Source organism: Agreia sp. Leaf283, from assembly GCF_001422485.1.
In the GTDB taxonomy this organism is placed as follows: Bacteria; Actinomycetota; Actinomycetes; order Actinomycetales; family Microbacteriaceae; genus Agreia.
This window is the reverse complement of the sequence record NZ_LMNF01000001.1, coordinates 1,869,253-1,894,831: the sequence shown is the minus strand read 5'-3', so window position 1 is coordinate 1,894,831 and position 25,579 is coordinate 1,869,253. Positions and strand designations below refer to the sequence as shown.

Sequence of the window (25,579 nt, the reverse complement as noted above, 5' to 3'; positions counted from 1 at the left end):
GATCAATCAGAGAGAAGATCGGCCTCATGACGACTATCGACCCGACCCCAGCCTTCAGCCCCCAACACGAGGCCCTGATCAAGAGCGTCCCTCTCCGTGACGGCAGTTCGATCCAGTCGGAGCGCATCTCATACAAACACGATGGTTCCTCCCTCGAGGGTTACCTCGCCTGGGACTCCTCCGCCGCCGGACCGCAGCCTGGAGTGCTCGTCATCCACGACTGGTTCGGGGAGGGGGAATACGTGCACGCCCGGGCCCACATGCTTGCCCGCCTCGGGTATGTGGCTTTCGCCGCCGACATCTACGGAGCCGGAGTGCGCCCCCAGGGTGATGAGGCACCCGCCGTGGCCGGCACGTTCTACGCCGACAAGCAGCTGCTTCGCGCCCGGGTCCAAGCGGGCTTCGATCGCCTGCGCTCGGATTCCCGAGTCGACCCCGACCGCATCGCGGTGATCGGCTACTGCTTCGGCGGGTCGGCCACCCTCGAGTTCGCGCGCACGGGAGCGCCTATCGCGGGCGCGGTCTCCTTCCACGGGGGACTCATCACCCATGAGCCCGCGGATGTCGCGAACCTCCGCGCGCCCCTGCTCGTGCTCACCGGCGCCGACGACCCGGTCGTACCAGACGAGGCCGTCGTCGCCTTCGAGAATGAACTGCGCACTGCGCCAGAACTGGACTGGCAGATCGTGAGCTACAGCGGAGCCCCGCACGCATTCACCCAACCGATGCTCCCGAGCTACAGGCCGAAAGCAGACGCCCGCAGCTGGAGGGCGATGGAAGCGTTCTTCGAAGAGATACTCGCCTGAGCTGGCCCGGCACGGGCTTGAGGCTGAGCTGGTGCCCCTGGAGGGACTCGAACCCCCAACCTGTTCCTTAGGACGGAATTGCTCTTCCATTGAGCTACAGAGGCTGGCCTTTAGGAGTTTAGCTTAGAGGGAAGGGCGGGTGGTCTCGATACGGTCGCTGAGCGACCTACTCGACCGGCGCATCAAAAGTGCCCGCGGCGAAGCAGCCCCGTAATACGGCACGGCGAAGCCGTTCGATGGCGACGCGAGCCCTTCGACAAGCTCAGGGAACGGGGGGCGGGCTCAGGGAGCGGCGGCGGCTACGCCGCGCTCTCGATGTAGCCCTCCCAGGCCGGCTCGGCGCGCTCCGCTCCGCGGACCGTCCAGCCCGACTGGTGCGGCATCTTGGGCGTGGCCCGCAGAGTCCAGCCCATCTCGGCCGGAGTGCGGTCGCTCTTGATGTTGTTGCAGCGCAGGCAGCAGGCCACGAGGTTCTCCCACGTGTCCTTGCCTCCGCGCGACTTGGGCTGCACGTGGTCGATGGTCGTGGCCGCTCCCCCGCAGTACAGGCAGCGCATGCCGTCGCGGCGCAGCACTCCCCTGCGCGACACGGGCATGAGCCTGGTCGACGGGATGCGCACGTAGCGGGTGAGGATGATCACGCTCGGCCGGTCGAACAGGCCAGAGGTGGCCCAGACCGGATGCTCGACATCGCTCTCGATGATGGTCGCCTTCTCGTTCATCACGAGAACGATGGCGCGCTTGAACGAGACCACTCCGAGTGGCTCGTATCCCGCGTTCAAAACAAGTGTTCGCATTGTTGCCCTTTCGAATTGCCCTGCACGGCTTGCAGGGACCCGATGTGTCACCCATCGATTTTCAAGCGATTACAAGAGCAAATGGACACAAAAAAAGGGCACCGTCGAAATGACAGCACCCTAACTGAGCCGAACCCGGCTCAGACAACGTCCACTCGTGTGCCTCCTGACACTCAGCAGGCGGCAACCCGTGGTGCGGATGCTCCTGCCAGATATCACGAGGTCTCCTCTAAAGGCTCGAATAATTGCAGTAAGGCTAACCCACGAACGGCGTACCACAAATTCGTGGCACGCCGTTCGGGTGAGCTGTAACCGATTGTTCACAAACCGGCCAGCGACGATTCTGTCTAGACGATGCGCACGAAGTAGTAGCTGCCCCACAGTGCACGGTGCTCGACCATACGGCCCCAGTCGGGCGAGTCGATCACTCCGCCGGCACCGTCGTAGATGCCGATGTGGTACATCGGCCACACCACGAGGTCGCCCGGCTGGGCGTCTTCGGGCGAGACGCGGATGCCCATGGCCGCCTGGTTTCCGACGATGCGCGGCAGGTAGATGCCGAACTGGCCGAACACGTACTGGGTGAGCCCGTCGCATCCGAAACCGGCCTCGGGTGTGGCGCCGGCGCTGTAGGGAACGACGCCGACGAACTGCTCGGCGTAGTCGACGACGGCCTGGCCGCTGTAGGCGCCCGAGGGCGGGTTCACGGCGAAGGTGCCGGCGGCGGGTGCTTCGGCGGAGGCAGCCGAGGCTGCGGCGGTGCTGGCTTCGGTGGCGGCGACCGCGGCTGCGGCGGCGTCGCGCGCTGCCTGCAGTTCTTCACGCGTAGGAGCGGTGTAGGCGTCGCGGCTGACGGCCAGCGCGGCAGCGGTGTCGTCGACCGTGATGCTCTGCGCGGCCCCGGCCAGGTCGGCGGAGTTGTTCGCGTCGAAACCCGCGGTGCCGTTGCCGAACGCGTAGGCAGGAAGGGCCATCGTCGCGATGAGACCCAGGGCGAAGGTCATGACGACTCCGCCTGCGACGTTGCGGCGGGTCGGCATCTTCAGGCGGCGCGGCGGGGCGGTCTGCACGGTCGCCTTGGCGACGGGTGCGGATGCGCGGGGCGCCGCGATCACCGACGTCGCCGAGCGGGTCACCACGGTGGTGGGTCGCGGCACAGACGGAACGATGTCTGACTCCGACTCGCGACGCTCGCGGCGCGATCCTGGCGCGGCAGCCGTGTGGCTCACACCGGCAGGGGTGTCGATCGAGGTGTTCGGGTTCTGCTGGTCGTTCGGGGCGTCCAGCGGCTCACGAAGTTCGGTCAAGATCTATACCTCCGGCACCTCTCGCAGCATCTAGGGTGCCGCCCCGTCCCACTGAATTGTCTGCGGGTCACGCTCACCGAGAGACGGGGGAAAGAGGTGTCTCGGCGCCGTCCAAGGCCGCGATCTGGCCGTCTGGACTCGTCCGATGGTACGGGAGCGTTACCGTTTTGTCACCTTCCAGAAGACATTTTTAACGAATCGGTAACGGGAAAGATGAATGAACCTCAGCAGAAACGGCTACTTGAAGTCGGTGTCGAGGTTCACGTTGAGCCCCTCGGTCGCGTTTCCCACATCGATATGCATGTGGGTGCACGAGTCGCTGAACTCCCTGAAGTTCTGCAGATTCAACGAGATTCCGGCCGACGACCGGCACTCTCCCTGGCCCAGGTTCGAGCCGGGCGGCATGATCGGATCGAGGATCTCGGCGAACTTCACCGTGTTCGCGTCGGCGCCCGGAACGGAGGCTCCGTTGATCAGGTAGAAGTCCACGGCATGCCCGCCACCGTTGGTGTAGTGCGACGAGCTCGTACCGCCGCCCTCGATCTGGCCCGTGCACTTGCGGTTGATGTCGCTCACCGCCACGGTGTTGAACGAGCGCACGGCGATCACCATCACCTGCAGGATGCGCAGGTCGATCCCGCAGTCGGGCTTCACCACGCCGTCGGCCAGGGCCTGGATCTCGGGGATGTGATCGGGCACCGACCCCTTGAGCCTGCCGGTCGCGACGGCCGCCATCAGCTCCTGGGCGAGCTTCTGCGATTCCTTCGACACGTAGCTGTTCGTCGTGGAATAGAGGGAGCCGGGGGCACCCTCCGCGTAGAAGTCGTCGCGAACCGCGTTGAGCGCCGGCCCCTCTCCCACGGAGAGGTTCTGGCTGTCGGTGACGTCGCCGACGCCCTGCACCGCTTGGAAGTCGGAGGGGGTCGCGAAGCCCAGCGATGGGATCGACAGCGACACCACGAACAGAGCGGCGATCATCATCACGAAGCCGGCTAGAACGCGGCGCTTGATCGGCTGCGAGCGGGCGTGCGACACGAACGTTCCGCTCGACGACGACATGAGCTCGGCGACGGGCACGGAGCGTCTCACGCGCGGCGAGGCGATGGGCACCGGCCGTGGTGCCTCATCGGCTCCAGACGTGGCCAGCGCCGAGAACGGCTCGGGTGCCACGTGGGGTTCGGCGAAGTCGACCTCGGCGCTCAGCACCGTCTCCGCGGCGATGTGCTCGGCGGTCTCGCCCTCGACCACCGGATGCTGCGCCACCAGTTCGATCTCGAGAGGCACCGTCTCGAGATTGGCGACCGCGAGCATCCGCTCGTCGACGGCGGGCTCGGGAGTCTGCTCGGCCGTTGTCTCTACGGAGGGCTCGGCCGTTGCCTCAGCGGCTGGCTCGGACGCCGGCTCCGGCGTCGTCTCGGCGGACGGCTCGGGCGTCACCGTCGGGTCGACGTCGATGGGGGCACCGGCGCGGGCGCGGCGTCCACGACGAGAGATCGGGGCGTCGGCGGCAGGCTCGGTCTTCGGCGGCGCAGTCTCGACGACAACGGGCTCCGGGTCGGGCTCGGGCTCCGACTCTATCGCCGGCTCCAGCACAGGCTCCGGCTCGACGACGGGAACCGGGTCGACCACAGGCTCCGGGTCGGGCTCGGGAACCGTATCGACCTCAGCCCGCGGGTCCGGCTCGACAGCCGGAATCGGCTCGACCACGGGCTCCGGCGCGACGGGCGCGCCTGGCTGGGCCGCGGCATCCGGACCCCCATCGACGACGGCGGGCCGCTCGGAGTAGCGCTCGTCGAGCTCGCGCTCGCGCCGCTCGCGTCGACTCAGCCCGGCTGAGGCCTGGGCTGCGCCGGCGCGGTGCTGCGCCTCCGCCTCGGCTTCGGCCTGTTCCCGATCGCGCAGTTGGCGGCGGCTCAGCGGAGCGGCGGGCGGGGCCGTGCGTGAATCGCGTCGTCGTCGAGGATGCTCGACGCTCTTGTGCGATTCAGCGGGTTCGACCACGGGGCTTGAGATCCTTCGACGCCATCAATGGCAGACATGTCCGACCGTCTGGGCGCAGAACGGGACCGGGTAGTGCAGGAGACAGTCGGAGGCGCATCCTGATCCGGCGCTCCGCCGCCCGAACGAGCGGGGGAACTGTTCGAGGGTATGCGAATCTCCCTCATCTGTCACTCTGGCCCGGCCAGCTGTCAGGCCGCGACCAGCGCGCAGACAGAATGCGCGCCCTTCGGTCAGATGCCGACGAAGATGTGACCCGCGACCTCGTTGGGCAGTTCGAGTCCCTCGGGGAAGCCCTCGACCTCGACGAGGATGTACGAGCCGACCTGCGAGAACGCGGCCTTGTTGCCGGGAACGACGCCGAACTGCTTGAGCTGCAGCAGAAGCTCGGGGTCGACCTGTGCCGGCTCGCCGAGGCGGCGGATGGTCTTGGTCTGCGGGCCCACGGCACCGTGAACGAGGCTGAGCAGATTGACCACGCCGCGGGTGAACGGCACCGCTGCCGCGTCGCCGAACTCGTCGAGGCCGGGAATGGGGTTGCCGTAGGGAGACTCGGTGGGGTGATCGAGCATCTCGATGATGCGGCGTTCGACCTGCTCGCTCATGACATGCTCCCAGCGGCATGCCTCTTCGTGCACGTACTCCCAGTCGAGCCCGATGACGTCGCTGAGCAGGCGCTCGGCGAGGCGGTGCTTGCGCATCACGTGAACGGCCTTGGTGCGGCCGATGCCGGTGAGCTCGAGGTGACGATCGCCGGAGACCACAACGAGGCCGTCGCGCTCCATGCGGCCGACCGTCTGAGAGACGGTGGGGCCGGAGTGGCCGAGGCGCTCCGAGATCCGAGCGCGCAGCGGAATGATGTTCTCCTCCTCCAGTTCGAGGATCGTGCGGAGATACATCTCCGTGGTGTCAATGAGATCGGCCAACGATCACTCCTTAGGAAGTTGCGCACGTACGCCTCCACCATAACGTTTGAGAACGGTGGGTAAGGCTCGGCTCACTAGACTTAACCCCATGCCTGAACTGACAATTCCCAGCGCCCTTCTGCCCACCGACGGCCGTTTCGGCTGCGGACCGTCGAAGGTGCGGCCCGAGCAGCTCGTCGACCTCGCCACCCGCGGCGCCTCTCTTCTGGGAACGTCTCACCGCCAGGCACCGGTCAAGAACCTCGTGGGATCGGTTCGCGACGGGCTCTCGAACCTCTTCTCGCTGCCCGAGGGCTATGAGGTCGTGCTCGGCAACGGCGGCTCGACCGCCTTCTGGGATGCGGCCGCATTCGGTCTCATCGAGAAGCGCAGCGAGCACCTCACCTTCGGCGAGTTCGGCTCCAAGTTCGCCGGTGCCGCCAAGGCTCCGTGGCTCGAGACACCGCACGTGATCAACGCCGCGGGTGGGTCGCGTAGCGAGATCGAGGTCGTCGAAGGCGTGGATGTCTACGCCTGGCCCCACAACGAGACCAGCACCGGCGTGATGGCTCCCGTGAAGCGGGTTCACGGCGACGCGGGCGCGCTCACGGTGGTCGACGCGACCAGCGCGGCCGGCGGCATCCAGTTCGACGCGGCCGAGACCGACGTGTACTACTTCGCTCCGCAGAAGAACTTCGCGTCAGACGGCGGCCTCTGGTTCGGACTCTTCTCCCCCGCCGCCCTCGAGCGGGTCGAGCGCATCGCCGCGTCGGGGCGGTACATCCCCGAGTTCCTCAGCATCAAGAACGCCGTCGACAACTCGCGACTCAACCAGACCCTCAACACTCCCGCCATCGCCACGCTCGTGATGCTCGACAACCAGATCGAGTGGATCAACGGCAACGGCGGGCTCGCCTGGGCCTCGGCGCGCACTACGGAGTCGTCGTCGGCACTGTACGACTGGGCCGAGGGCGTCGACTACGCCAGCCCGTTCGTGGCCAACCCCGAGCACCGCTCGCAGGTGGTCGTCACGATCGACTTCGACGACTCGATCGACGCGGCCGCCATCGCCAAGGTTCTGCGCGCCAACGGCATCGTCGACACGGAGCCCTACCGCAAGCTCGGTCGCAACCAGCTGCGCGTGGCCACCTTCGTGGCGATCGAGCCGTCCGACGTGCGCGCGCTCATCTCGTCGATCGAGTACGTGGTCGAGAACCTCTAGCGCTCGCGCGCCCCGACGCTGGTCGAGTAAGCCGCCCGCGGCCGTATCGAGACCCGCATCCGATGGTCTCGATACGCTCCGGCCGCGGGCGGCCTCCGCTACTCGACCGGCGCAGCTCTGAACGCAGAGAACGGGCGGAGATTCGCACATCCGACGCTAATAGCGCGTCGGATTGTCAGATCTCCGCCCGTTTCGGCGTGCCTACCCCCTCGTTGGTCGAGTAGACCGCCCGCGGCCGTATCGAGACCCGCATCCGATGGTCTCGATACGCTGCGGCCGCGGGCGGCCTCCGCTACTCGACCGGCGCCGTTCTGAACGCACAGAACGGGAGGAGATCTGCACTTCCGTCGCAAATAGCGCGTCGGATTGTCAGATTTCCTCCCGTTTCAGTTCGGTCTCGCCGGAAGTGGCCCTTCGACAGGCTCAGGGAACGGAACGCGGAGCCCTTCGACAGGCTCAGGGAACGGAACGCGGAGCCCTTCGACAGGCTCTGGGAGCGGACAGGCGCTTCTCAGCGGAGGTCTTCTGGCGCGTCTTCGTCGTAGTAGACACTCGAGCGGGGCTCGGAGTCGTCGAGCTCGACGACCGTGAGGCCCTCTTCGTCGACGTCGACGGTCTGCTCGGGCGAGGCCTCGCGAGGCGCGTCGTCGCCGCGAACGAGAACCGACGCGTCGAGAACGGCAGCCTCGGCATGCTCGTGCACGGCGTCGTCGAGAATGTCGTCGTCGAGGATGTGGTCGTCGAGGTCGAGCTCGTCGTCGATGTCCTCGTCGTCGGAGTCGACATCTGCTTCGTCGTCGAAGTCCTCATCATCGTCGTCCTCCGCGAGCGCGGCCGCGTCCTGGGCAAGCTTGTAGTCCTCGAGCCGTTCAGACCACGGGGTCCACTCCGGAGAGAGCACAGCGCCCTCGCCGGGAAGCAACTCGGTCTCGAGCACGTTGGGCTCGCTCTCGCCGTCGATGCGCGAGAGCGTCGCCGTCCAGTGCCAGTCGGGGTACCCGGGCATCAGCGAGGCGAAATGCAGGCTGAGCACGTGCTCGTCGTGGGTGGTGTGCCCCACGACCGCGCCGATGGTCGACGCGGGCGTGATCTCGAGCAGCGCAGCGCGCGCCTGATCGACAGCGGCGAGCAGCACGGGGTCTGCCTCGAACTGCACAGACGCCTCGACGGTGTCGGCTTCGACAGTCTCGGTCTCGGGCTCGACCTCTGCGTCGGACGAGCCGTCAGGGGTCGGATCGGAGTGCTGCACCGGTGTCTACGCGTCCAATTCGTCGGCGACCTTGCGCAGCAGCGCAGCGATCTTGCGGCTGTGCGCCGTGTCGGGGTAACGACCCCGCTTGAGGTTCGTGCCGATTCCGTCGAGCACCTTCACGAGGTCTTCGACGATGATCGACATGTCGTCGGCCGGCTTGCGGCTGAGCTTCACGAGGCTGGGCGGGGCTTCGAGCACGCGCACCGAGAGGGCCTGAGCGCCGCGCTTGCCGTCGGCGATGCCGAACTCGAGCTTGGTGCCGGCCTTGACCGTCGTACCTGCGGGCAGGGCTGACGCATGCAGGAAGACCTCTGAGCCGTCATCGGAACTGATGAAGCCGAAGCCCTTCTCGTCGTCGTAGAACTTGACCTTGCCGGTAGGCATTCGCGGATCTCCTTGTGTGAATTCGGCTCGCTAAGTGGCTAGCGGGCACACGATAGCCTAACGGCCCCGCGCTGAGACCGTATCCTTGGAGCTGTGACAGACAAGCAGACACCGCCGGTTCGCTCAAGCGAGCGCATCCTCGCGTACATGATCGCCGGCATCATCGGGGCGTCGCTGCTCTGCTTCGCGGCGTTCCTCATCGCCTCCCTCGCAGGAGTGCGCGGCGAGGCACTGTCGCAGGGCGTCTGGCCGGCTGTGGTGATCTTCCCCCTGATCGGCCTTCCCATCGGCCTCGTGCTGATCCTCGTGCTGCTCTTCACGAATCTCCGCCGCCGCGCCAAGGAGGCACCGAAGCCTCGATGAGCGACACTCTCGCTCTCGCCGGTCGACTCCAGCTCCTGGACGACGACCATCTGGTCGCGCTCGCCTCGCTGAGGCTGCACGACGCCCGCGGCATCAAGGACTTCTTCGACCTCGCCGACAGGCTCCTCGACCCCGCGTCGATCGACGCGGCGCTCGCCGCCCTGCCCCGCCGCACCCTCGCGGCCCTCGCACATCCATCGCCCGACACCGACCCGGCAGACCTCGAGCCGGCAGCGCGCCTCTTCCTCACCGACGGCGAGACGCCGGGGCACGCTCTGGATGCCGTCACCCGGGTTGTCGAATCGTGGCCAGACCGCGGTCTTCCGTCGCCCGAGCAGCTCGCCACCGAGCCCCCGCCTGCCGACACCGACCGTGCCCAGCAGCGCGACACGAGCGACCGGATGGCCGCGGAGCGCGCGTTCACGGCGACCGCCGGCATCGCGGAGCTCATCCACGAACTGCGCACGATGCCCGTGCGCGAACTGGCCAAGGGCGGCGTGGCCGCACCCGACGCCAAGCGGCTCCTGGCCTCGCTCGCCATCGCGCCCAACGACCTCGACGCGCTTCTGCGCATCGCCCGCCGCGCCGGCCTCGTGACGCTCGACGACCTTCTCTGGTCGACGACCGAAGAGGCGCTCCCCTGGCTCCTGAAGGGGTCTGCCGATCGATGGGTCGCCCTGGCGACCTCGTGGCTCGACGCCCTCGCCGACGACATCGGAGGGGTTCTGCGCTCGCGCAGCCGCCGACCGTGGGGCGCAGACGCGCAGCGCACCATCGCCTACCTCTATCCGGCAGGCGGAGACGCCCTCCGCGGTCGCGTGGCCTTCGTGCTCGACAGCGCCGAATACCTGGGCATCACCGCGAACGGCTATCCCGGTGCCGCCGCACGGGCCCTGCTCGACAACACCACGGAGCCGCTGTCGAGCGTGGCCGCGGCACTCCTGCCCGCAGAGGTCTCCAATGTGTACCTGCAGCACGACCTCACGGTCATCGCGCCCGGTCCGCTGACTCCGGATGTCGACGTGCGGCTGAGAACGCTGGCCGACATCGAGGGCCGCGGCCTCGCATCCACGTATCGCATCTCGGCCGCTAGCGTGACCCGCGCCCTGGCCGAGGGAGAGACCGCCGAGGGCATCCTCTCGTTCTTCCGTTCCGTCTCGCTCACCGGTGTTCCCCAGCCCGTGGAGTACCTCGTCACCGAGGCCAGCTCCCGCTACGGCCGACTGCGGGTGGGAGCGGGCAGCCCCGACGACGAGGCACGCGGCATCGCGAGCTATGTGCGCAGCGACGACGATTCGCTGCTCAGCACGCTCGCCGTCGACCACGGCCTCGCCTCGCTCGGGCTCGAGCACGATGGCGCAGACCGCCTCACCAGCCGGTTCCCGTTCGACACGATGTTCTGGATGATCTCCGACGCGCGCTACCCCGTCGTGGCGGAGCGGGCATCCGGCGCCACCTTCGCCCCTGTTCGCACGCGCACCGCACCACGCAAGGCCGCGCCGACCCCCACCCCCTTCGTCGACCTCGTCGCACGTCTGCGCGAGTCCGCGCACGCGGCCGGCGATGCGCCCGAGGCGTGGATCGCGCGCCAGCTCGACGTCGCCATCAAGGCCAAGAGCCCCCTCGCGGTGAGCGTGGGCATGCCCGACGACAAGACCACGGTGTTCCTCGTGACCCCGCTGTCGCTTGCTGCGGGTCGACTGCGGGCGATCGACGAGAAGGCGGGAGTCGAGCGCACCCTTCCCCTGCGCAACATCACCGCCGTCGCACCAGCGCCGTAACGCGCAAGCCCCCGCCGCCACGGGCGTGACACCCCGTTCAGCGGGTAGGATCGTACGTTATGCCGTCTGGCCCATTGATCGTCCAAAGCGACCGCACCGTGCTTCTCGAAGTCGCGCACCCCGATGCCGAGAACGCGCGCCATGAGCTCGCCGTGTTCGCCGAACTCGAACGCGCCCCCGAGCACATCCACACCTACCGCATCACCCGCCTCGGGCTCTGGAACGCCCGCGCGGCCGGCCATGAGGCCGCCGAGATCCTGGGCACGCTGGAGCGCTACTCGAAATTCTCGATCCCGCAGGCCGTCTCCATCGACATCGAGGAGACGATCGCGCGCTACGGCCGCCTCGTCATCGAGCGCGACGACGAGGGCGGGCTGCTGCTGCGCGCCACCGATTCCGCGGTGCTCAGCCAGATCGCATCCGGCAAGAAGATCGCCCCCCTGCTGGTCGAGCGCCGCGCCCCCGACACCTATGCCGTCGCGCCATGGGCGCGCGGCCAGCTCAAGCAGGAGCTGACCAAGCTCGGCTGGCCCGCTGACGACCGCGCCGGCTACACGCCGGGCACTCCTCACGAGATCGCCCTTCAGGAAGACGGCTGGGCCCTGCGCGACTACCAGAAGCTCGCGGTCAGCAACTTCTTCGAGCGCGGCTCGGGCGTCGTCGTGCTGCCCTGCGGCGCCGGCAAGACTCTGGTCGGCGCGGGAGCCATGGCCACGGCGAAGACGAACACGCTCATCCTCGTGACCAACACCGTCTCCGCCCGGCAGTGGCGCAGCGAGCTGCTCAAGCGCACGACCCTCACGGAAGACGAGATCGGCGAATACTCGGGCCAGCTCAAAGAGGTCAAGCCCGTGACCATCGCGACCTATCAGATCCTCACCGCCAAGCGGAAAGGTGCGTACGCGCACCTCGAGCTGCTCGACGCGCTCGACTGGGGACTCGTGGTCTACGACGAGGTGCACCTGCTTCCCGCGCCGGTCTTCAAGCTCACGGCCGAGCTCCAGGCCCGCCGCCGACTCGGCCTCACCGCCACGCTGGTGCGCGAAGACGGACGCGAGGGCGACGTGTTCAGCCTCATCGGCCCCAAGCGCTTCGACGCCCCGTGGAAGGAGATCGAGGCCCAGGGCTTCATCTCCCCCGCCGAGTGCTTCGAGGTGCGCATCGACCTTCCCCAGAACGAGAGGCTCGAGTACGCGGCGTCGGCCGACGACGAGCGGTACCGCCTCGCCGCCACGGCCCCCGCGAAACTGGATGTCGTCAAGCGGCTCATCGAGAAGCACTCCGGCGAGCGCATCCTGGTGATCGGGCAGTACCTCGACCAGCTGCAGCAGCTCGAGACCGAGCTGGGCGTGCCCTCGCTCACGGGAGCCACTCCCGTCGCCGAGCGCGAGCGGCTCTACGAGGCGTTCCGCGACGGCACCGAGCCCATCCTCGTGGTGAGCAAGGTCGCGAACTTCTCGGTCGACCTGCCCGAGGCGAGCGTGGCCATCCAGGTGTCGGGGTCTTTCGGATCGCGCCAGGAGGAGGCCCAGCGCCTGGGCCGTCTGCTGCGCCCGAAGGAGTCGGGACTGTCGGCCAACTTCTACACGCTCGTCGCGCGCGACACCGTCGACCAGGACTTCGCGCAGAACCGCCAGCGGTTCTTGGCCGAGCAGGGCTACAGCTACACGATCCTCGACGCCGACGAGCTCAGCCCGCAGCCCGCCCGCTGACTCGCACCCCTCTCCCCCTACCTGCCCGACCACGCACCGACTCGCCACAAACGCACGCAAAACCGACGACGAAGGTGCATCTGCGCCGACTCGAAGGCGATCGCCGCATCCATCCGACGCATATGCACCTCATCCGCGCGGTGTCGGTGCTTGTGAGGAGAGTCGATGACGGCTGGCCCGTCGAGACGGGCATACGTCAGAGCAGGATGCGCTGGGTCAGGAGGTGATCCTGCCACTCGCCGGCGATCTTCAAGTAAGCAGGAGCCACTCCGATCGACTCGAACCCGGCTCGAGCGAGCACGCGCCGTGAGGCCGCGTTGCGAGGAAGCACGCTTGCTTCGAGCCGATGCAGCCCGAGTTCATCGCGGCTGTGTGCGACGACGGCCTGGAGCGCCGCCGAGGCCAGGCCCCGGCCCGTGAACGACCCGTCAACCCAGTAGCCGACGCTCCCACTCAGAAACGGGCCGCGCACGATGTTGGACACATTGATGCGCCCGACGACGCTTCTGCCCTGGCAGAGCACGAGAGGCAGACACCCGCCTGTCGCGTGCTGCCCGAGTTGGGTGGACACAACAGTCGTCTGGTGAGCGGCGGTGAAGAAAGCGTCCGAGCGCACGGGCTCCCACTCGGCGAGATGCTGGCGGTTGCGCACGTAGGCATCCGCAATCGCCTCCGCATCCCCTTTCTTCGCAAGCCGGAGAATGATGTCGTCAGCGAGAGGAGTAGAGAAAGTCACCGCACGATCGTAGTGCGCGCCTGAGGTGGCAATCACCGGCATTCGGGCTCACAGGAAAGTTGACTTTTGTTCCCCAACCACTCCCAGACAACGCCCAGACAACCCGCAGATAATTGAGCCTATGACTGGCCCACGCATCCTGATCGTCGACGACGAACCCAACATCCGCGATCTGCTCACCACGAGCCTTCGCTTCGCCGGCTTCGCCGTGCGAGCCGTCTCGAACGGCGCCCAGACCATCTCGGCCGTTCTCGAAGAAGAACCCGACCTGATCATCCTCGACGTCATGCTGCCCGACATGAACGGCTTCGGCGTCACCAAGCGCCTCCGGGCATCCGGCTACACCGCGCCGATCCTGTTCCTCACGGCGAAGGACGACACCGAAGACAAGATCACCGGCCTCACCGTCGGCGGCGACGACTATGTCACCAAGCCCTTCAGCCTCGACGAGATCGTCGCCCGCATCAAGGCCATCCTGCGACGCACGATGCAGGCAGACGAAGACGCGATCATCCGCGCCGGCGAGCTCACCATGGACCAGGACACGCACGAGGTCTACGTCGGCGACTCGGCCATCGAGCTGAGCCCCACCGAGTTCAAGCTGCTGCGCTACCTCATGCTGAACCCCAACCGCGTGCTGTCGAAGGCCCAGATCCTCGATCACGTGTGGGAGTACGACTTCAACGGCGACGCTGGCATCGTCGAGAGCTACATCTCGTACCTCCGACGCAAGCTCGACGCCCACTCCGAGGAGTCGCTCATCCAGACGAAGCGCGGTTTCGGGTACATGCTGAAGGTCTCCAAGGCATAAGGCGCATCTCCAGCAGGTTCGCGTAACCTGATGGTCGACATGCAGCACTCATTACTCACGCGCTGGAACGCGATCTCCTTGCGCAACAAGATCACCGGCGTGACCGTGCTGATGCTCACCTTCGGCCTCATCGTGTCGGGTATCGGCACCATGACCGTTCTGCGCGACTACCTGATCAAGCAGGTCGACACGCGACTGATCAACGCGTACACCGAGCCCACCTCGGTTCTCGGGCCCGATGCCAATAAGCGCGGCTTCGACTACGACGACGTGCTCTCCGCACCCACCACCTACTACGTGGCCCTGCTCGACGCCGATGCGCAGCCGATCGTCACGAACTGGAGCGGCACGGGCCTGCCCGGACCGAAGCTGACCAGCCTCGACATGTCGACGGCTACAACTCTCGCCGGGCAGCGTTTCGACGTGACCAGCACCAAGGGCTCGTCCCACTGGCTCGCCGTGGCCCTCGTACTGCCCGTCGACAACTACGGCACGAACAACACGCTCGTGATCGCCCAGTCGCTCGAGGGCACCGAAGACACCACCACGACCTACCTGTCGATCTTCCTCGCGTTCGGAATCGGTGTCGTCGTGCTGGGCGCCATGCTCACCCGCCTTCTGGTCACGAGCACGTTCGCGCCTCTGCGCCAGGTGGAGCGCACCGCCGCCGCGATCGCCGACGGCGGAGACTTCAGCCAACGGATGGCGGTGGAGACTCCCAATACCGAAGTCGGCAGGCTCAACCGATCCCTCAACACCATGCTGAGTCGCATCGACCGCGCCTTCGACGACAGGGCCCGCACCATCGAGCAGATGAGACGGTTCGTCGGCGACGCCAGTCATGAGCTGCGCACTCCCCTGGTGTCTGTGCGCGGCTACGCGGAGCTCTACCGCATGGGCGCCCTCCAGACGCCCGACGACGTGAGCCAGGCCATGGATCGCATCGAGAAGGAGGCCATCCGCATGGGCTCCCTCGTAGAGGACCTGCTCGAACTCGCCCGGCTCGACGAGACCAAGCCCTTGAAGCTCAGCCCGGTGAACCTGACCCCCATCGCCATGGACGCGGCGCTCGACGCCCGCGCGTCCAGCCCGGGCCGGGTCATCCGGGTCTCGACCTCGCGCCCGTCAGACCCGGTCATCACCTTCAACCCGGCCGTCGCCGTGACAACCGACGGCGAACCGGATGCCGGTGACCCGGCCGCCGCCCCCGATCAGTCGGCCACCGGATCGATCCCGTTCTCGTCGGCATTCGCCCGGCTCCGTCGCCGCAGTGCACGCCCGACGCAGCCGAACTCCGCCTCCTCCGACCCGGTGGTACTGCCCGCCACGGTGACTCCGTCGTTCGAGCTCGAGAACACCGACGACGAGAACGCCATCCAGCCCCTGGTGATGGCGGAGGAGAACAAGATCCGGCAGGTGCTCGCCAACCTCATCGGCAACGCGCTCCGGTTCACGTCGAGCGACAGCCCGATCGAACTCGCGGTCAGCGTCGACGAGGCCGCCAGGCTGGCCACGGTCGACGTCATCGACCACGGCGAGGGAATCCCTCCCCAGATCCGCGAGAAGATCTTCCAGCGCTTCTGGCGAGCCGACAGCTCCCGCACACGCGAGACGGGTGGCAGCGGCCTCGGCCTCGCCATCGTGTCCTCGATTGTCGCGGCGCACGGCGGAACGGTGCGGGCCCTCGAGACCGAGGGCGGCGGAGCCACGTTCCGCGTCTCTCTTCCCCTCCTCATCGAGCAGGCCCCCGCCGAGTCATCCACAGGCCCCGCCTCGGCCTCCTGACACGCTCGCTCGCGCGTCTACCGTTGCAGCTGCCGACCGACCGGTCGGCACCACCGCAGCCAGACGAAAGAGCAGGCATCCATCATGAGCCAGTACCAGGTCGACAGCGAGGCCGTCAGCGCCAGTGCATCGTCCATCCGCAGCACCGTCGAACGCATCCAGGCCGATGTCGCCGCCATGCACGGTCAGCTGACCTCGCTCGAGGGCAGCTGGACGGGCCAGGCGGCGGTCGCCTTCCAGGCGGTCGTGACCGACTGGCGAGGCACCCAGACCCGGGTCGAAGAGAGCCTGGCCTCGATCACCCAGGCGCTGTCGGCGGCCGCGCAGACCTACGCCGACGTCGAGATGCAGAACGTGCGCATGTTCGCCGTCTAGAAACGACGAAGCGGGCGACTCCCGAAGGAGCCGCCCGCTTGTGTCTTGTCTAGTCAGACCTGAGTCTGCTCAGACGAGGGACTTAGAAGTCCATGCCACCCGTGGGGTCGCCGGCCGGGGCCGCAACCTTCTCGGGCTTGTCTGCGACGACCACCGAGGTGGTGAGGAACAGACCGGCGATCGACGCGGCGTTGACCAGCGCGGAGCGCGTGACCTTCACCGGGTCGTTGATGCCGGCGGCCAGCATGTCGACGTACTCGCCGGTCGCGGCGTTGAGGCCGTGTCCGACGGGCAGGTTGCGAACCTTCTCGGCCACAACACCGGGCTCGAGGCCGGCGTTCTGAGCGATCTGCTTCAGCGGGGCGTCGATGGCCACCTTGACGATGTTCGCACCGGTCGCCTCGTCGCCCGTGAGCGAGAGCTTCTCGAAAGCGGTCTTGCCGGCCTGGATGAGGGCGACGCCACCACCGGCGACGATGCCCTCTTCGACGGCTGCCTTGGCGTTGCGCACGGCGTCTTCGATGCGGTGCTTGCGCTCCTTGAGTTCGACCTCCGTTGCCGCGCCGGCCTTGATGACGGCGACGCCACCGGCGAGCTTGGCGAGACGCTCCTGGAGCTTCTCACGGTCGTAGTCGCTGTCGGTGTTCTCGATCTCGTTGCGGATCTGCTGCACGCGACCAGCGATGGCGTCGGCGTCGCCGGCACCCTCGACGATCGTGGTCTCGTCCTTCGTGATGACGACCTTGCGGGCCTTGCCCAGCAGGTCGAGCGTCACGTTCTCGAGCTTGAGGCCGACCTCTTCCGAGATGACCTGTCCACCCGTGAGGATCGCGATGTCCTGCAGCTGCGCCTTGCGACGGTCTCCGAAGCCGGGAGCCTTGACGGCCACAGACTTGAAGATGCCGCGGATCTTGTTGACGACCAGCGTGGCCAAGGCCTCACCGTCGACGTCTTCGGCGATGATCAGCAGCTGCTTGCCGCTCTGGATGACCTTGTCGACGATCGGCAGCAGGTCCTTGATGTTCGAGACCTTGCTGTTGACGATCAGGATGTAGGGGTCTTCGAAGACGGCTTCCTGGCGGTCGGGGTCGGTGACGAAGTACTGCGACAGGTAACCCTTGTCGAAGCGCATGCCCTCGGTGAGCTCGAGCTCGGTGCCGAAGGTGTTCGACTCCTCGACGGTGACGACGCCCTCTTTGCCGACCTTGTCGATGGCCTCGGCGATCAGCGCGCCGATCTCGGGGTCACCGGCGGAGATGGACGCGGTCGCGGCGATCTCTTCCTTGGTCTCGATCTCCTTCGCGTTGGCGATGAGCTCGGCGGTCACTGCGGCGACGGCCTTCTCAATGCCGCGCTTGAGGGTGATCGGGTCGGCGCCGGCCGCGACGTTGCGCAGGCCTTCGCGAACGAGCGCCTGGGCGAGCACGGTTGCGGTGGTCGTACCGTCTCCGGCGACGTCATCGGTCTTCTTGGCGACCTCTTTGACGAGCTCTGCACCGATCTTCTCGTACGGGTCGTCGAGCTCGATCTCCTTCGCGATCGACACACCGTCGTTCGTGATGGTGGGAGCGCCCCACTTCTTCTCGAGGACGACGTTGCGACCGCGCGGGCCGAGCGTGACCTTGACTGCGTCGGCGAGAATGTTCAGGCCGCGCTCGAGGCCGCGACGGGCCTCTTCATCGAAAGCAATGATCTTTGCCATAAGTGTTTCTGTCCCTCCCGGAGACAATCAAAGAATTAGCACTCCATTGGAGAGAGTGCTAAGACAATATTGGCACTCAGGGCAGGCGAGTGCAAGCTGCAACAGCGAACGCCGCCCGCGTTCGCGGACGGCGTTCAGTGTGTCGAGCATCGCGGGCGCGATGCGGTCGAGTGTGTAAGGGGTCAGGCGAGCCGAACGGCTTCGGCCTGCGGCCCCTTCGCTCCGGTGCCCACTTCGAAGACGACCTGCTGGCCCTCTTCGAGCACCTTGTAGCCGCCCATCTCGATCGCCGAGTAGTGGACGAACACGTCCTGTCCTCCCTCGTCGACGGTGATGAAGCCGTAGCCCTTTTCAGCGTTGAACCACTTCACGGTTCCGTTCGCCATTGTTACTCCCATTGCCGAATGTGTGTCGTCAGGACACCCGAAGAACCACGGATGACCAAGGCCGATACTAATCAGCGCATTCGCCGGATTGCGGGCGATCCCGGCAAAACGGGGCATCCGTTTCCGCATCTCAACACGACGGAAACATCACCGAAATATGGGGCCGCAATGCGGCCTCCGCCCGCCCTACTGAACGGGCTCGTCGGTCGTGCCGTCTGCAGACGGTTCGACGAAGTCGGCACCGAGCACGACGGTGAGCTGCGCTCCCTGGAACTGGTCGGACTGCTCGACCCGCACAGAGGTGATCGACAGCGCGACACCGTTCGCCGTCGCGTCGGCGGTGGCCTTGGCGAACAGGGAGTCGGCGAGGCCGAGTGCGGCGGCTTCGTTCGCAGGATCGACGTAGTAGACCGTGGTCGTCTTGAAGTCGGTGGCACTCGCGTTGGCGGTGGAGCCGACGCCCGCCCATCCGGCCTCGCGCATGGCGTCGCCGACGCTGGCGGCCAGGCCCACGGTCTCTGTGCCGTTCAGGATGGTGACGCTGGCGGCCCCATCGACGATGGGAGTGATGGTCGGTGTCGGGGTGGGCGTCGGGGTGGGCGTCGAGGCCGTCGTGCCACCCAGAATGCCGCCGAACTGGATGTTGTCGTTGATGATGGCGAGGCCCACCACGCCTCCGGCGACGATGACTCCGGTCGCGAGAGCAGCCCAGGCGAACGCGATCCATCCGCGGCCCTTGCGGCGCGGGCCCCGGTGGGCACCCGTGCGGTGAAGGTCTGCCGGGATGGTGTCGAAGCGGTCGGATTCAGGCTTGGCCATGGTGTGGTCTGGGTCCTAGTCGTCGAGGGACGTGAGGCGCACTGATCGCGCGTCCGTCCTGGCATCCCGCACTCGGTGCAGTCTCTTGATGAGCATGGGGTCGTGGGCGAGGGCGGAGGGCGAATCGATGAGCGCGCCCAGCAGTTGATAGTAGCGGGCGGCCGAGAGACCGAATTCGTCACGAATGGCCTGCTCCTTGACACCGGCGTGCCTCCACCAGGTGCGCTCGAAAGCCAGGATCGCGATGTCGCGAGCACCGAGGGCCGGCGCTACGCCGTCGCCCGTGCGCTGCTCGTCGAGATCTTTCGCGGCTCCCACATGGCCTCCACTTCGTGCCCGGGAGCCGTCCGGCCCCCCGATCGTCAACATCCTATGGGCCGCATGCTCTGGATCAGCCGAATGAGGCGGGCATGCCGCGATGCCTAGCGACCGGCGCGGTACATGGTTCGGTGGGCGATGCCCGCCTCCATGAACTCGTCGCCCACGGCGACGAATCCGAACGGGGCGTAGAGGCTGGTGATGTAGCTCTGCGAATGAAGGAGCAGAGATTCCGAGCCGTAGAGCTCGACGACCCTGGCCAAGAGGAGCTGCGCGAGCCCCCTTCCCCGGTATGCGGGGCCGACGACGACGCGGCCCGGCAGCCGGTGCGCGTCTTCGTATTCGGCGACCTCGTCGCGAAGCACACGGAGATAGGCCGCCACGTCGCCGTCCTCCCCCGCGATCCACAGGTGGTCGGTCGTGCGCTCTCTGTCGCGGCGGTCGAGCTCGCTCTCGTCGACCTTCTGCTCCACGTAGAACACGTCGGTGCGCAGCTTGAGGATCTCGTAGAGCTCCTCCGTGGTCAGCTCGCTCCAGCTCTTCTGCACGATCGTGGGTACGGTTTCGAGGGGCACGGTGGCCAAGTTTACTGTGATGATGGAGGAAGCCCTGGTCGATCGCGGAGCCGCGATCGCGGGGCGGAGAAGGAGTGTCCTGTCGATGAGTTACGACGTTCAGAAGAGCGATGAGGACTGGCGGGCGGAGCTGTCGGCCGACGAGTACGCCGTGCTGCGCCAGGCGGCGACGGAGCGCCCGTGGACCGGCGAGCTGCTCGACGAGGGCCGTGAAGGCATCTACCGGTGCAAGGCCTGCAGCGCGGAACTCTTCCGCAGCACCACGAAGTTCGACTCGCACTGCGGCTGGCCGAGCTTCTACGATCCGTCGTCGACCGATGCCGTCGAGCTGATCACCGACTCCACGCTCGGCATGGTGCGCACAGAGGTGCGATGCGCCGCGTGTGGCTCCCACCTGGGCCACGTCTTCGACGACGCTCCCCAGACGCCCACCGGCGACCGGTACTGCATGAACTCGATCTCGCTCGAGTTCGACCCGGCAGAGTAAGGGCGTGGCATCCGTCTTCGAGGCGATGCAGGAGCGCCGCTCGAGTTCGAAGGTCACCGACGAGGCGCCGAGCCACGACGAGCTCCTCGAGCTCATCGACGCCGCCGGGCAGGTCGCCGACCACTCGGGCATGACACCCTGGCGCATCCTCGAGATCCGCGGGGATTCCCGGCGCATCGTCGGCGAGAGCCTCGCCGCTGCCGCGGGGCTGGAGGGTCGTGACGCAGACAAGAGCATCCGCAAGGCCTATCGCGCACCCCTGCTGCTCGCGGTGATCGTGTCGCCCCGGCCCAGCTTCAAGGTGCCGTACTGGGAGCAGGAGGCCGTCGCATCCGGTGTGGCCCATTCGCTCAACCTGCTGCTGCACGAGCGCGGCTACGGCGCGATGTGGCGCACCGGCATCCACACCCGCAGCGATGCCGTGCGGCTCGCGCACCGCTTGGAGCCCGGCGAGCAGATGCTCGGGTGGATCTACGTCGGTCGATACCCCGAGCGACCACGCACGTCGCGCCGCTCCCGGGTCGACCCGCGACGGCATCTCTCGTCGCTCTGACGGCACGCCGCTCGAATCGATTCGACGCCCGGTCTTCTGCGGGCTAGTATCGAATTCTTGTGACAGATCTCGGAGTGACCTCGCCCGCAACAGGGCCACAGGTGTCGGCGCAGAATCCGCCGACCCGAGCAGACGACGCACAGCCCGTCGGCCACCTGCGCTACTCCCCCTCCCGCCGGTGGATGGCATTGCTCGCCCTGGCCCTGGGCGGCTTCGGAATCGGGGTCACCGAGTTCGTCTCGATGGGTCTGCTGCCGAACATCGCTCAAGACCTGCTGCCCGGGCTGTACGCCGCGAATTCGGCCGATGCGAACGCCACGGCGGGCCACCTGATCTCGGCGTACGCGCTCGGTGTCGTCGTCGGGGCTCCGACCATCGCCGCGGCCGCCGCCCGTTGGCCGCGCAAGCGCCTGCTCACGGTTCTCGTCGCCTGCTTCGTGATCGGCAACCTCGCCACGGCGATCCTGCCCTCGTTCGGCTGGGTGCTCGCGGCCCGCTTCGTCTCCGGCCTTCCGCACGGCGCCTATTTCGGCATCGCCTCTCTGGTCGCCGCCACCCTGATGGGCCCCGGAAAACGCGCCCGCGGCGTCGCGTTCGTGCTGTCGGGCCTCACCATCGCGAACGTGGTCGGCGTTCCCGTGGGCACCTATCTCGGCCAGCACTTCGGATGGCGCAGCGCGTTCTGGCTCGTGACGGTGATCTTCGCCGCCACCCTGGTCTCGATCATCGCGACCGTGCCGTTCCAGGCCGGCAACCCCGAGAGCACGATCCGCAACGAGCTCAAGGCCTTCTCCCGCCCGCAGATCTGGCTCACCCTGGCCATGGCGTCGATCGGCTTCGGCGGAATGTTCGCCGTCTACAGCTACATCGCGCCGGTGGTCACCGATGTGACGGGCCTCGGCGCAGCGGTCGTGCCGCTCGTGCTCGTGACCTTCGGTGTGGGCATGACCATCGGAAACTTCATCGGTGGCTGGGCGGCAGACAAGTCTGTGGCGCGTTCGCTGCTCATCTTCATGCCGGGCATCGGCCTGGCCTGCCTCGCATTCGGCCTCACCGCCGCCAGCGCTCCTGGCCTGTTCATCTCGATCTTCTTCATCGGCGCGTTCGTGTCGGCGGCGTCACCCACGATCCAGGCCAGGCTGATGGATGTCGCGCACGACTCCCAGTCGATCGCCGCGGCCCTCAATCACTCGGCCCTCAACCTCGGCAACTCCCTCGGCGCGTTCCTGGGCGGCGTCGTCATCGCGGCGGGCTTCGGATACATCGCGCCGGCCTGGGTGGGAATCGGCCTGTCGATCGTGGGCGTGGCCATCCTGCTCGTCTCACTCGGCGTCGACCGCCGCAGCGCCTCTCGGGCCTGAGCTACGGCACCGACGGGGCGCCGACGGCCTCGAGCTCGGTGAGCGCAGGAACGACATCCGCACTCGCATCCAGCGCGCCTCTCACCGCAGCGCACGGGTCGGTGGCCTCGGCCGCCCACGGGGCGCCACCGGCCCCGGCCGCGAGCTGGGCCTCGCAGGTCTCGGCCGCGCTCGTGCCGAACGCGGCGAGGGATGCCTGCACCGCGAATCCCGCCGCATCCAGATCGGACTGCGAGCCGACCCTCGATGCGGTGTCGAGGCCGGCCACGTCGCGCTGCAGCGCGGCGATGGATTCGGCAGACGCCAGGCCCGCGGCGTTGTTGGCGATGGGGAGCACTCGCCCGACCGTGGTCGCGGCCTCGGCCCGTGCCGCGGCCAGCTGCGGGTCGACAGGCGGGTCGACGGCCTCGACGGCCTCGACGCCGGGCGTGGGCCTGAGAGTCGTCGGGTCGTGCTGAGCGTCGACAGACATCGACGTGACCGCGACGGCGACGCCCGCCCCCACGAGAATGGCGAGGATCGCGGCCACGACAACGACGCGCACCGTCACCGACCGGCTCTCGCGGCGTGATCTATGGAACGACACGGCTAACACCTCTTCCTATGAGAAGAGAGTCGATGCCGTGCGATCGCTTACGCGAGAAGCCCGCCGGATCTCGATGGATCCGACGGGCTTCTCAGGAGTGGGGCCGGCGACGGGACTTGAACCCGTAACCCCCGCTTTACAAGAGCGGTGCGCTACCAATTGCGCCACGCCGGCAGGTGGAACATCTCATTCTAGCCACGAGCCGCGGCCCGAATGAGGCGTTCCAGACGACGCGCTACTGCGCGACGGTCGGCTCGGGCGTCGGGGTGGGCGTCGCGGTGGAGTACGCCTCGCTGGCGACCTGGAGGACGAACGCGGAGAACGCGTCGGCGTCGGTGAGCGACCCGGAGTACTGCTGGCCGTTGACCAGGACGGTGGGCGTGCCCTCGACCTTCTCGACATCGGTGTTCGGCAGCGGACCCTTGAGGGCACGGGCCGTCGAGGCGCTCACCCAGTCTTTGAACTGGGTGTCGTCGATGCACTTCTCGATCTGCGACACCTTGTCTGCCTTGGCGTCGGTGACATAGCCCTTGAGCGCGGCGTTGTCGAGACCCTCGGTGTTCTCTGCCGGCTGGTTCTTGAAGAGAAGGGCGCTGAAGTCGTAGAAGCTGTCGGGCGAGTAGTTGGCGACGCAGGCCGCGGCGTTCGCCGACCGGGTCGAGTACTTCGTTCCGAGGGATCCGCGGTCGAGGATGGCGAGCGGGTGCGTGGTGAGGGTGGCGGCGCCGGATTCGATCCACTGGCCGATCTGCTCGGAGTTCGTCGCCTCGAACTGGCCGCAGTAGGGGCACAGGTAGTCGACGTAGACCTGGATGTCGACGACACCGGTCGAGTAGTCGGGGGTCGGCGCCGTCGGCTCGGCGTCAGCCGCCTGCGAGGGCGTGGTCGTGGCGACGAAGCCCTGGCTCACGGTGAGGCCGTCGCTGGCCATGTTCTGGGGGCCGGGACCGGCGGGCTTGATCGCGCTGACGATGATCAGCGTGACCGCGACTCCGATCGCGATGACCACGACGCCGAGGCCTCCGAAGAGGAAGATGCGGTTTCGAAGGTCTTTCTTTCGCTGCTGCTCACGAAGGGCCTTGGCCTTTTCGCGGGCTGCTTCGCGTCGGTCGTTCTTAGAGAGGCGACCATCTCCGGCTGAGCCATAAGACATACGTGTAGAACTCCGGGTGAGAGAGAAGAAAATGCGACCGGGCCGAATCTGGCCGGAAACCCCAGCGTAGAGGGCTTGACTGGGAAATCTCCAAACAGGAAGTCAAGGTGCCTCATTCGGGGGCCCTGAACCATGACATACTGGACGATGGACCGCCACCGTCGACGGTCCGGTTCAATCCATCACAACGGATCGTCCGGCACGTACCTGCCGGTGAAGGAGATCAACACCCATGGCATCTGTCACTTTTGACAAAGCTACCCGCATCTACCCGGGTGCCACTCGCGCCTCGGTCGACAAGATCGACCTCGAGGTCGCCGACGGCGAGTTCCTCGTGCTCGTCGGTCCCTCCGGTTGCGGAAAGTCCACCACGCTGCGCATGCTCGCCGGCCTCGAAGAGGTCAACGAAGGTCGCATCCTCATCGGCGACCGCGACGTCACCGACGTGCCCCCGAAAGACCGCGACATCGCCATGGTCTTCCAGAACTACGCGCTCTACCCGCACATGACCGTCGCCGAGAACATGGGCTTCGCTCTCAAGATCGCGGGCGTCGGCAAAGAAGACCGCGCCACCCGCGTTCTCGAGGCCGCCAAGCTGCTCGACCTCGAGCCCTACCTCAGCCGCAAGCCCAAGGCACTCTCCGGTGGCCAGCGCCAGCGCGTCGCCATGGGTCGCGCCATCGTGCGCCAGCCCCAGGTGTTCCTCATGGACGAGCCGCTGTCGAACCTCGACGCCAAGCTCCGCGTTCAGACGCGCACCCAGATCGCGTCGCTCCAGCGTCGCCTCGGTGTCACCACGGTCTACGTCACGCACGACCAGACCGAGGCCCTCACCATGGGTGACCGCATCGCCGTGCTGAAGGACGGCCTGCTGCAGCAGGTCGGAACCCCGCGCGACCTCTACGAGAAGCCGAACAACGTCTTCGTCGCCGGCTTCATCGGCAGCCCCGCGATGAACCTGTTCCACGCCGACATCGTCGACGGCGGCATCGCCTTCGGTTCGTCGGTCGTTCCGGTCGACCGCGAGACGCTGTCGCAGGCCACCGCCAAGAGCGTCACCGTCGGTGTGCGCCCCGAGGACATCGTCGTGTCGACCACGCAGGGCCAGGGCCTCGCGGTCGAGGTCGACCTGGTCGAAGAGCTCGGCGCCGACGGCTACCTCTACGGACACTCGGAGATCGAGGGCAAGCGCACCGACATCGTCACCCGCGTCGACGGCCGTTCGCACCCGTCGCTCGGCGACACGGTGTACCTGACCGCGGCTCCCGGCCACGTTCACGTGTTCGACACCGAGTCGGGCGAGCGTCTCGGCAACAAGGCAGTCGTCTCCAGCTAGTACCTGACAAACACACCAGTCGAGCTCGTCGCTTGATGCATCGGCCCCACGGCTCGGTGCTCGGGCGGC

At 67.1% G+C, this 25,579-nt stretch carries 26 protein-coding genes and 2 tRNA genes; 12 read left to right on the top strand and 16 right to left on the bottom strand.

What is annotated here, in order from left to right; genetic code table 11:
* Positions 1-26 precede the first annotated feature (26 nt).
* Positions 27-806 carry a dienelactone hydrolase family protein gene (locus tag ASF51_RS08675; RefSeq protein ID WP_055927510.1) on the top strand — a complete coding sequence of 260 codons (780 nt, stop codon included), beginning with the start codon at positions 27-29 and terminating at the stop codon, positions 804-806.
* A gap of 29 nt (positions 807-835) precedes the next feature.
* Here the strand turns inward: ASF51_RS08675 and ASF51_RS08670 are convergent.
* The 5 genes from ASF51_RS08670 to ASF51_RS08650 form a co-directional block, all read right to left on the bottom strand.
* Positions 836-910: transfer RNA gene (locus ASF51_RS08670), tRNA-Arg, on the bottom strand.
* 195 nt (positions 911-1,105) lie between these two features.
* Positions 1,106-1,603 carry an HNH endonuclease gene (locus tag ASF51_RS08665; protein ID WP_055927508.1) on the bottom strand — a complete coding sequence of 166 codons (498 nt, stop codon included), beginning with the start codon at positions 1,601-1,603 and terminating at the stop codon, positions 1,106-1,108.
* A gap of 347 nt (positions 1,604-1,950) precedes the next feature.
* Positions 1,951-2,910 (bottom strand): C40 family peptidase, encoded by a 960-nt coding sequence (locus ASF51_RS08660; RefSeq protein WP_055927505.1) that lies wholly within the window; start codon positions 2,908-2,910, stop codon positions 1,951-1,953.
* A 237-nt stretch (positions 2,911-3,147) separates the two neighbouring features.
* The gene (locus tag ASF51_RS08655) at positions 3,148-4,911 is read right to left on the bottom strand and encodes a hypothetical protein (RefSeq protein ID WP_055927502.1); all 1,764 of its coding nucleotides are present in this window, start codon (positions 4,909-4,911) and stop codon (positions 3,148-3,150) included.
* 230 nt (positions 4,912-5,141) lie between these two features.
* Complete coding sequence (locus ASF51_RS08650) at positions 5,142-5,834, bottom strand: metal-dependent transcriptional regulator (protein WP_055927500.1); 693 nt, start codon at positions 5,832-5,834, stop codon at positions 5,142-5,144.
* A gap of 88 nt (positions 5,835-5,922) precedes the next feature.
* Between ASF51_RS08650 and serC the strand changes: the two genes are divergently transcribed.
* The gene (gene serC / locus ASF51_RS08645) at positions 5,923-7,035 is read left to right on the top strand and encodes a phosphoserine transaminase (protein WP_055927496.1); all 1,113 of its coding nucleotides are present in this window, start codon (positions 5,923-5,925) and stop codon (positions 7,033-7,035) included.
* 511 nt (positions 7,036-7,546) lie between these two features.
* On the opposite strand, the gene ASF51_RS08640 is transcribed toward serC, so the two are convergent.
* Positions 7,547-8,284 carry a DUF3027 domain-containing protein gene (locus ASF51_RS08640; RefSeq protein WP_055927493.1) on the bottom strand — a complete coding sequence of 246 codons (738 nt, stop codon included), beginning with the start codon at positions 8,282-8,284 and terminating at the stop codon, positions 7,547-7,549.
* A 6-nt stretch (positions 8,285-8,290) separates the two neighbouring features.
* Positions 8,291-8,671: a cold-shock protein gene (locus tag ASF51_RS08635; protein ID WP_055927490.1), complete on the bottom strand. Its 381-nt coding sequence runs from the start codon at positions 8,669-8,671 to the stop codon at positions 8,291-8,293.
* Positions 8,672-8,764: 93 nt separating this feature from the next.
* On the opposite strand from ASF51_RS08635, the gene ASF51_RS08630 reads away from it, so the two are divergent.
* From ASF51_RS08630 to ASF51_RS08620, 3 genes are read left to right on the top strand one after another with little or no spacing between them, the layout of a single operon-like run.
* Positions 8,765-9,034 carry a hypothetical protein gene (locus ASF51_RS08630; RefSeq protein ID WP_055927487.1) on the top strand — a complete coding sequence of 90 codons (270 nt, stop codon included), beginning with the start codon at positions 8,765-8,767 and terminating at the stop codon, positions 9,032-9,034.
* On the top strand, positions 9,031-10,815 hold the full coding sequence (locus ASF51_RS08625; protein WP_055927484.1) for a helicase-associated domain-containing protein: 1,785 nt from the start codon (positions 9,031-9,033) through the stop codon (positions 10,813-10,815). The genes ASF51_RS08630 and ASF51_RS08625 overlap by 4 nt, the downstream gene beginning before the upstream one ends.
* A gap of 59 nt (positions 10,816-10,874) precedes the next feature.
* Positions 10,875-12,527 (top strand): DNA repair helicase XPB, encoded by a 1,653-nt coding sequence (locus ASF51_RS08620; RefSeq protein WP_055927482.1) that lies wholly within the window; start codon positions 10,875-10,877, stop codon positions 12,525-12,527.
* 196 nt (positions 12,528-12,723) lie between these two features.
* Here the strand turns inward: ASF51_RS08620 and ASF51_RS08615 are convergent, their stop codons facing one another.
* Positions 12,724-13,305, bottom strand: a complete 582-nt coding sequence (locus ASF51_RS08615) for a GNAT family N-acetyltransferase (RefSeq protein WP_055927479.1) — start codon at positions 13,303-13,305, stop codon at positions 12,724-12,726.
* Between the two features lie 79 nt (positions 13,306-13,384).
* Between ASF51_RS08615 and ASF51_RS08610 the strand changes: the two genes are divergently transcribed.
* The 3 genes from ASF51_RS08610 to ASF51_RS08600 all read left to right on the top strand — a co-directional run bounded on the left by ASF51_RS08610 (position 13,385) and on the right by ASF51_RS08600 (position 16,234).
* A complete protein-coding gene (locus tag ASF51_RS08610) occupies positions 13,385-14,074 on the top strand; it encodes a response regulator transcription factor (RefSeq protein WP_055927476.1) in 690 nt (229 codons plus the stop codon).
* A gap of 39 nt (positions 14,075-14,113) precedes the next feature.
* Entirely contained in the window at positions 14,114-15,859 is a 1,746-nt protein-coding gene (locus ASF51_RS08605) for a cell wall metabolism sensor histidine kinase WalK (RefSeq protein ID WP_055928190.1), read from the top strand.
* Between the two features lie 84 nt (positions 15,860-15,943).
* Positions 15,944-16,234 (top strand): WXG100 family type VII secretion target, encoded by a 291-nt coding sequence (locus tag ASF51_RS08600; RefSeq protein WP_055927472.1) that lies wholly within the window; start codon positions 15,944-15,946, stop codon positions 16,232-16,234.
* An 82-nt stretch (positions 16,235-16,316) separates the two neighbouring features.
* On the opposite strand, the gene groL is transcribed toward ASF51_RS08600, so the two are convergent.
* From groL to ASF51_RS08575, 5 genes are all read right to left on the bottom strand, one after another.
* Positions 16,317-17,936, bottom strand: a complete 1,620-nt coding sequence (groL, locus tag ASF51_RS08595) for a chaperonin GroEL (RefSeq protein WP_055927470.1) — start codon at positions 17,934-17,936, stop codon at positions 16,317-16,319.
* A gap of 182 nt (positions 17,937-18,118) precedes the next feature.
* Complete coding sequence (locus tag ASF51_RS08590; protein ID WP_044440195.1) at positions 18,119-18,322, bottom strand: cold-shock protein; 204 nt, start codon at positions 18,320-18,322, stop codon at positions 18,119-18,121.
* A gap of 186 nt (positions 18,323-18,508) precedes the next feature.
* Complete coding sequence (locus ASF51_RS08585) at positions 18,509-19,141, bottom strand: LytR C-terminal domain-containing protein (RefSeq protein WP_055927467.1); 633 nt, start codon at positions 19,139-19,141, stop codon at positions 18,509-18,511.
* Positions 19,142-19,156: 15 nt separating this feature from the next.
* Entirely contained in the window at positions 19,157-19,459 is a 303-nt protein-coding gene (locus ASF51_RS08580; RefSeq protein WP_235497171.1) for a DUF3263 domain-containing protein, read from the bottom strand.
* A 104-nt stretch (positions 19,460-19,563) separates the two neighbouring features.
* The gene (locus ASF51_RS08575) at positions 19,564-20,034 is read right to left on the bottom strand and encodes a GNAT family N-acetyltransferase (RefSeq protein WP_235497170.1); all 471 of its coding nucleotides are present in this window, start codon (positions 20,032-20,034) and stop codon (positions 19,564-19,566) included.
* An 85-nt stretch (positions 20,035-20,119) separates the two neighbouring features.
* Between ASF51_RS08575 and msrB the strand changes: the two genes are divergently transcribed.
* The 3 genes from msrB (at position 20,120) to ASF51_RS08560 (ending at position 22,435) form a co-directional block, all read left to right on the top strand.
* Positions 20,120-20,521 (top strand): peptide-methionine (R)-S-oxide reductase MsrB, encoded by a 402-nt coding sequence (msrB, locus tag ASF51_RS08570; protein ID WP_055927461.1) that lies wholly within the window; start codon positions 20,120-20,122, stop codon positions 20,519-20,521.
* Positions 20,522-20,525: 4 nt separating this feature from the next.
* Complete coding sequence (locus ASF51_RS08565; RefSeq protein WP_235497169.1) at positions 20,526-21,074, top strand: nitroreductase; 549 nt, start codon at positions 20,526-20,528, stop codon at positions 21,072-21,074.
* A gap of 182 nt (positions 21,075-21,256) precedes the next feature.
* The gene (locus ASF51_RS08560) at positions 21,257-22,435 is read left to right on the top strand and encodes an MFS transporter (RefSeq protein WP_055928179.1); all 1,179 of its coding nucleotides are present in this window, start codon (positions 21,257-21,259) and stop codon (positions 22,433-22,435) included.
* Position 22,436: 1 nt separating this feature from the next.
* On the opposite strand, the gene ASF51_RS08555 is transcribed toward ASF51_RS08560, so the two are convergent.
* From ASF51_RS08555 to ASF51_RS08545, 3 genes are all read right to left on the bottom strand, one after another.
* Positions 22,437-23,021, bottom strand: coding sequence for a hypothetical protein (locus ASF51_RS08555; protein WP_157412058.1), 585 nt, complete (start codon positions 23,019-23,021; stop codon positions 22,437-22,439).
* Between the two features lie 98 nt (positions 23,022-23,119).
* Positions 23,120-23,195, bottom strand: a tRNA-Thr gene (locus ASF51_RS08550).
* A 61-nt stretch (positions 23,196-23,256) separates the two neighbouring features.
* Positions 23,257-24,174, bottom strand: coding sequence for a thioredoxin domain-containing protein (locus tag ASF51_RS08545; RefSeq protein WP_055927455.1), 918 nt, complete (start codon positions 24,172-24,174; stop codon positions 23,257-23,259).
* Positions 24,175-24,406: 232 nt separating this feature from the next.
* Between ASF51_RS08545 and ASF51_RS08540 the strand changes: the two genes are divergently transcribed.
* Positions 24,407-25,510, top strand: a complete 1,104-nt coding sequence (locus tag ASF51_RS08540) for an ABC transporter ATP-binding protein (protein ID WP_055927451.1) — start codon at positions 24,407-24,409, stop codon at positions 25,508-25,510.
* Positions 25,511-25,579: the final 69 nt, after the last annotated feature.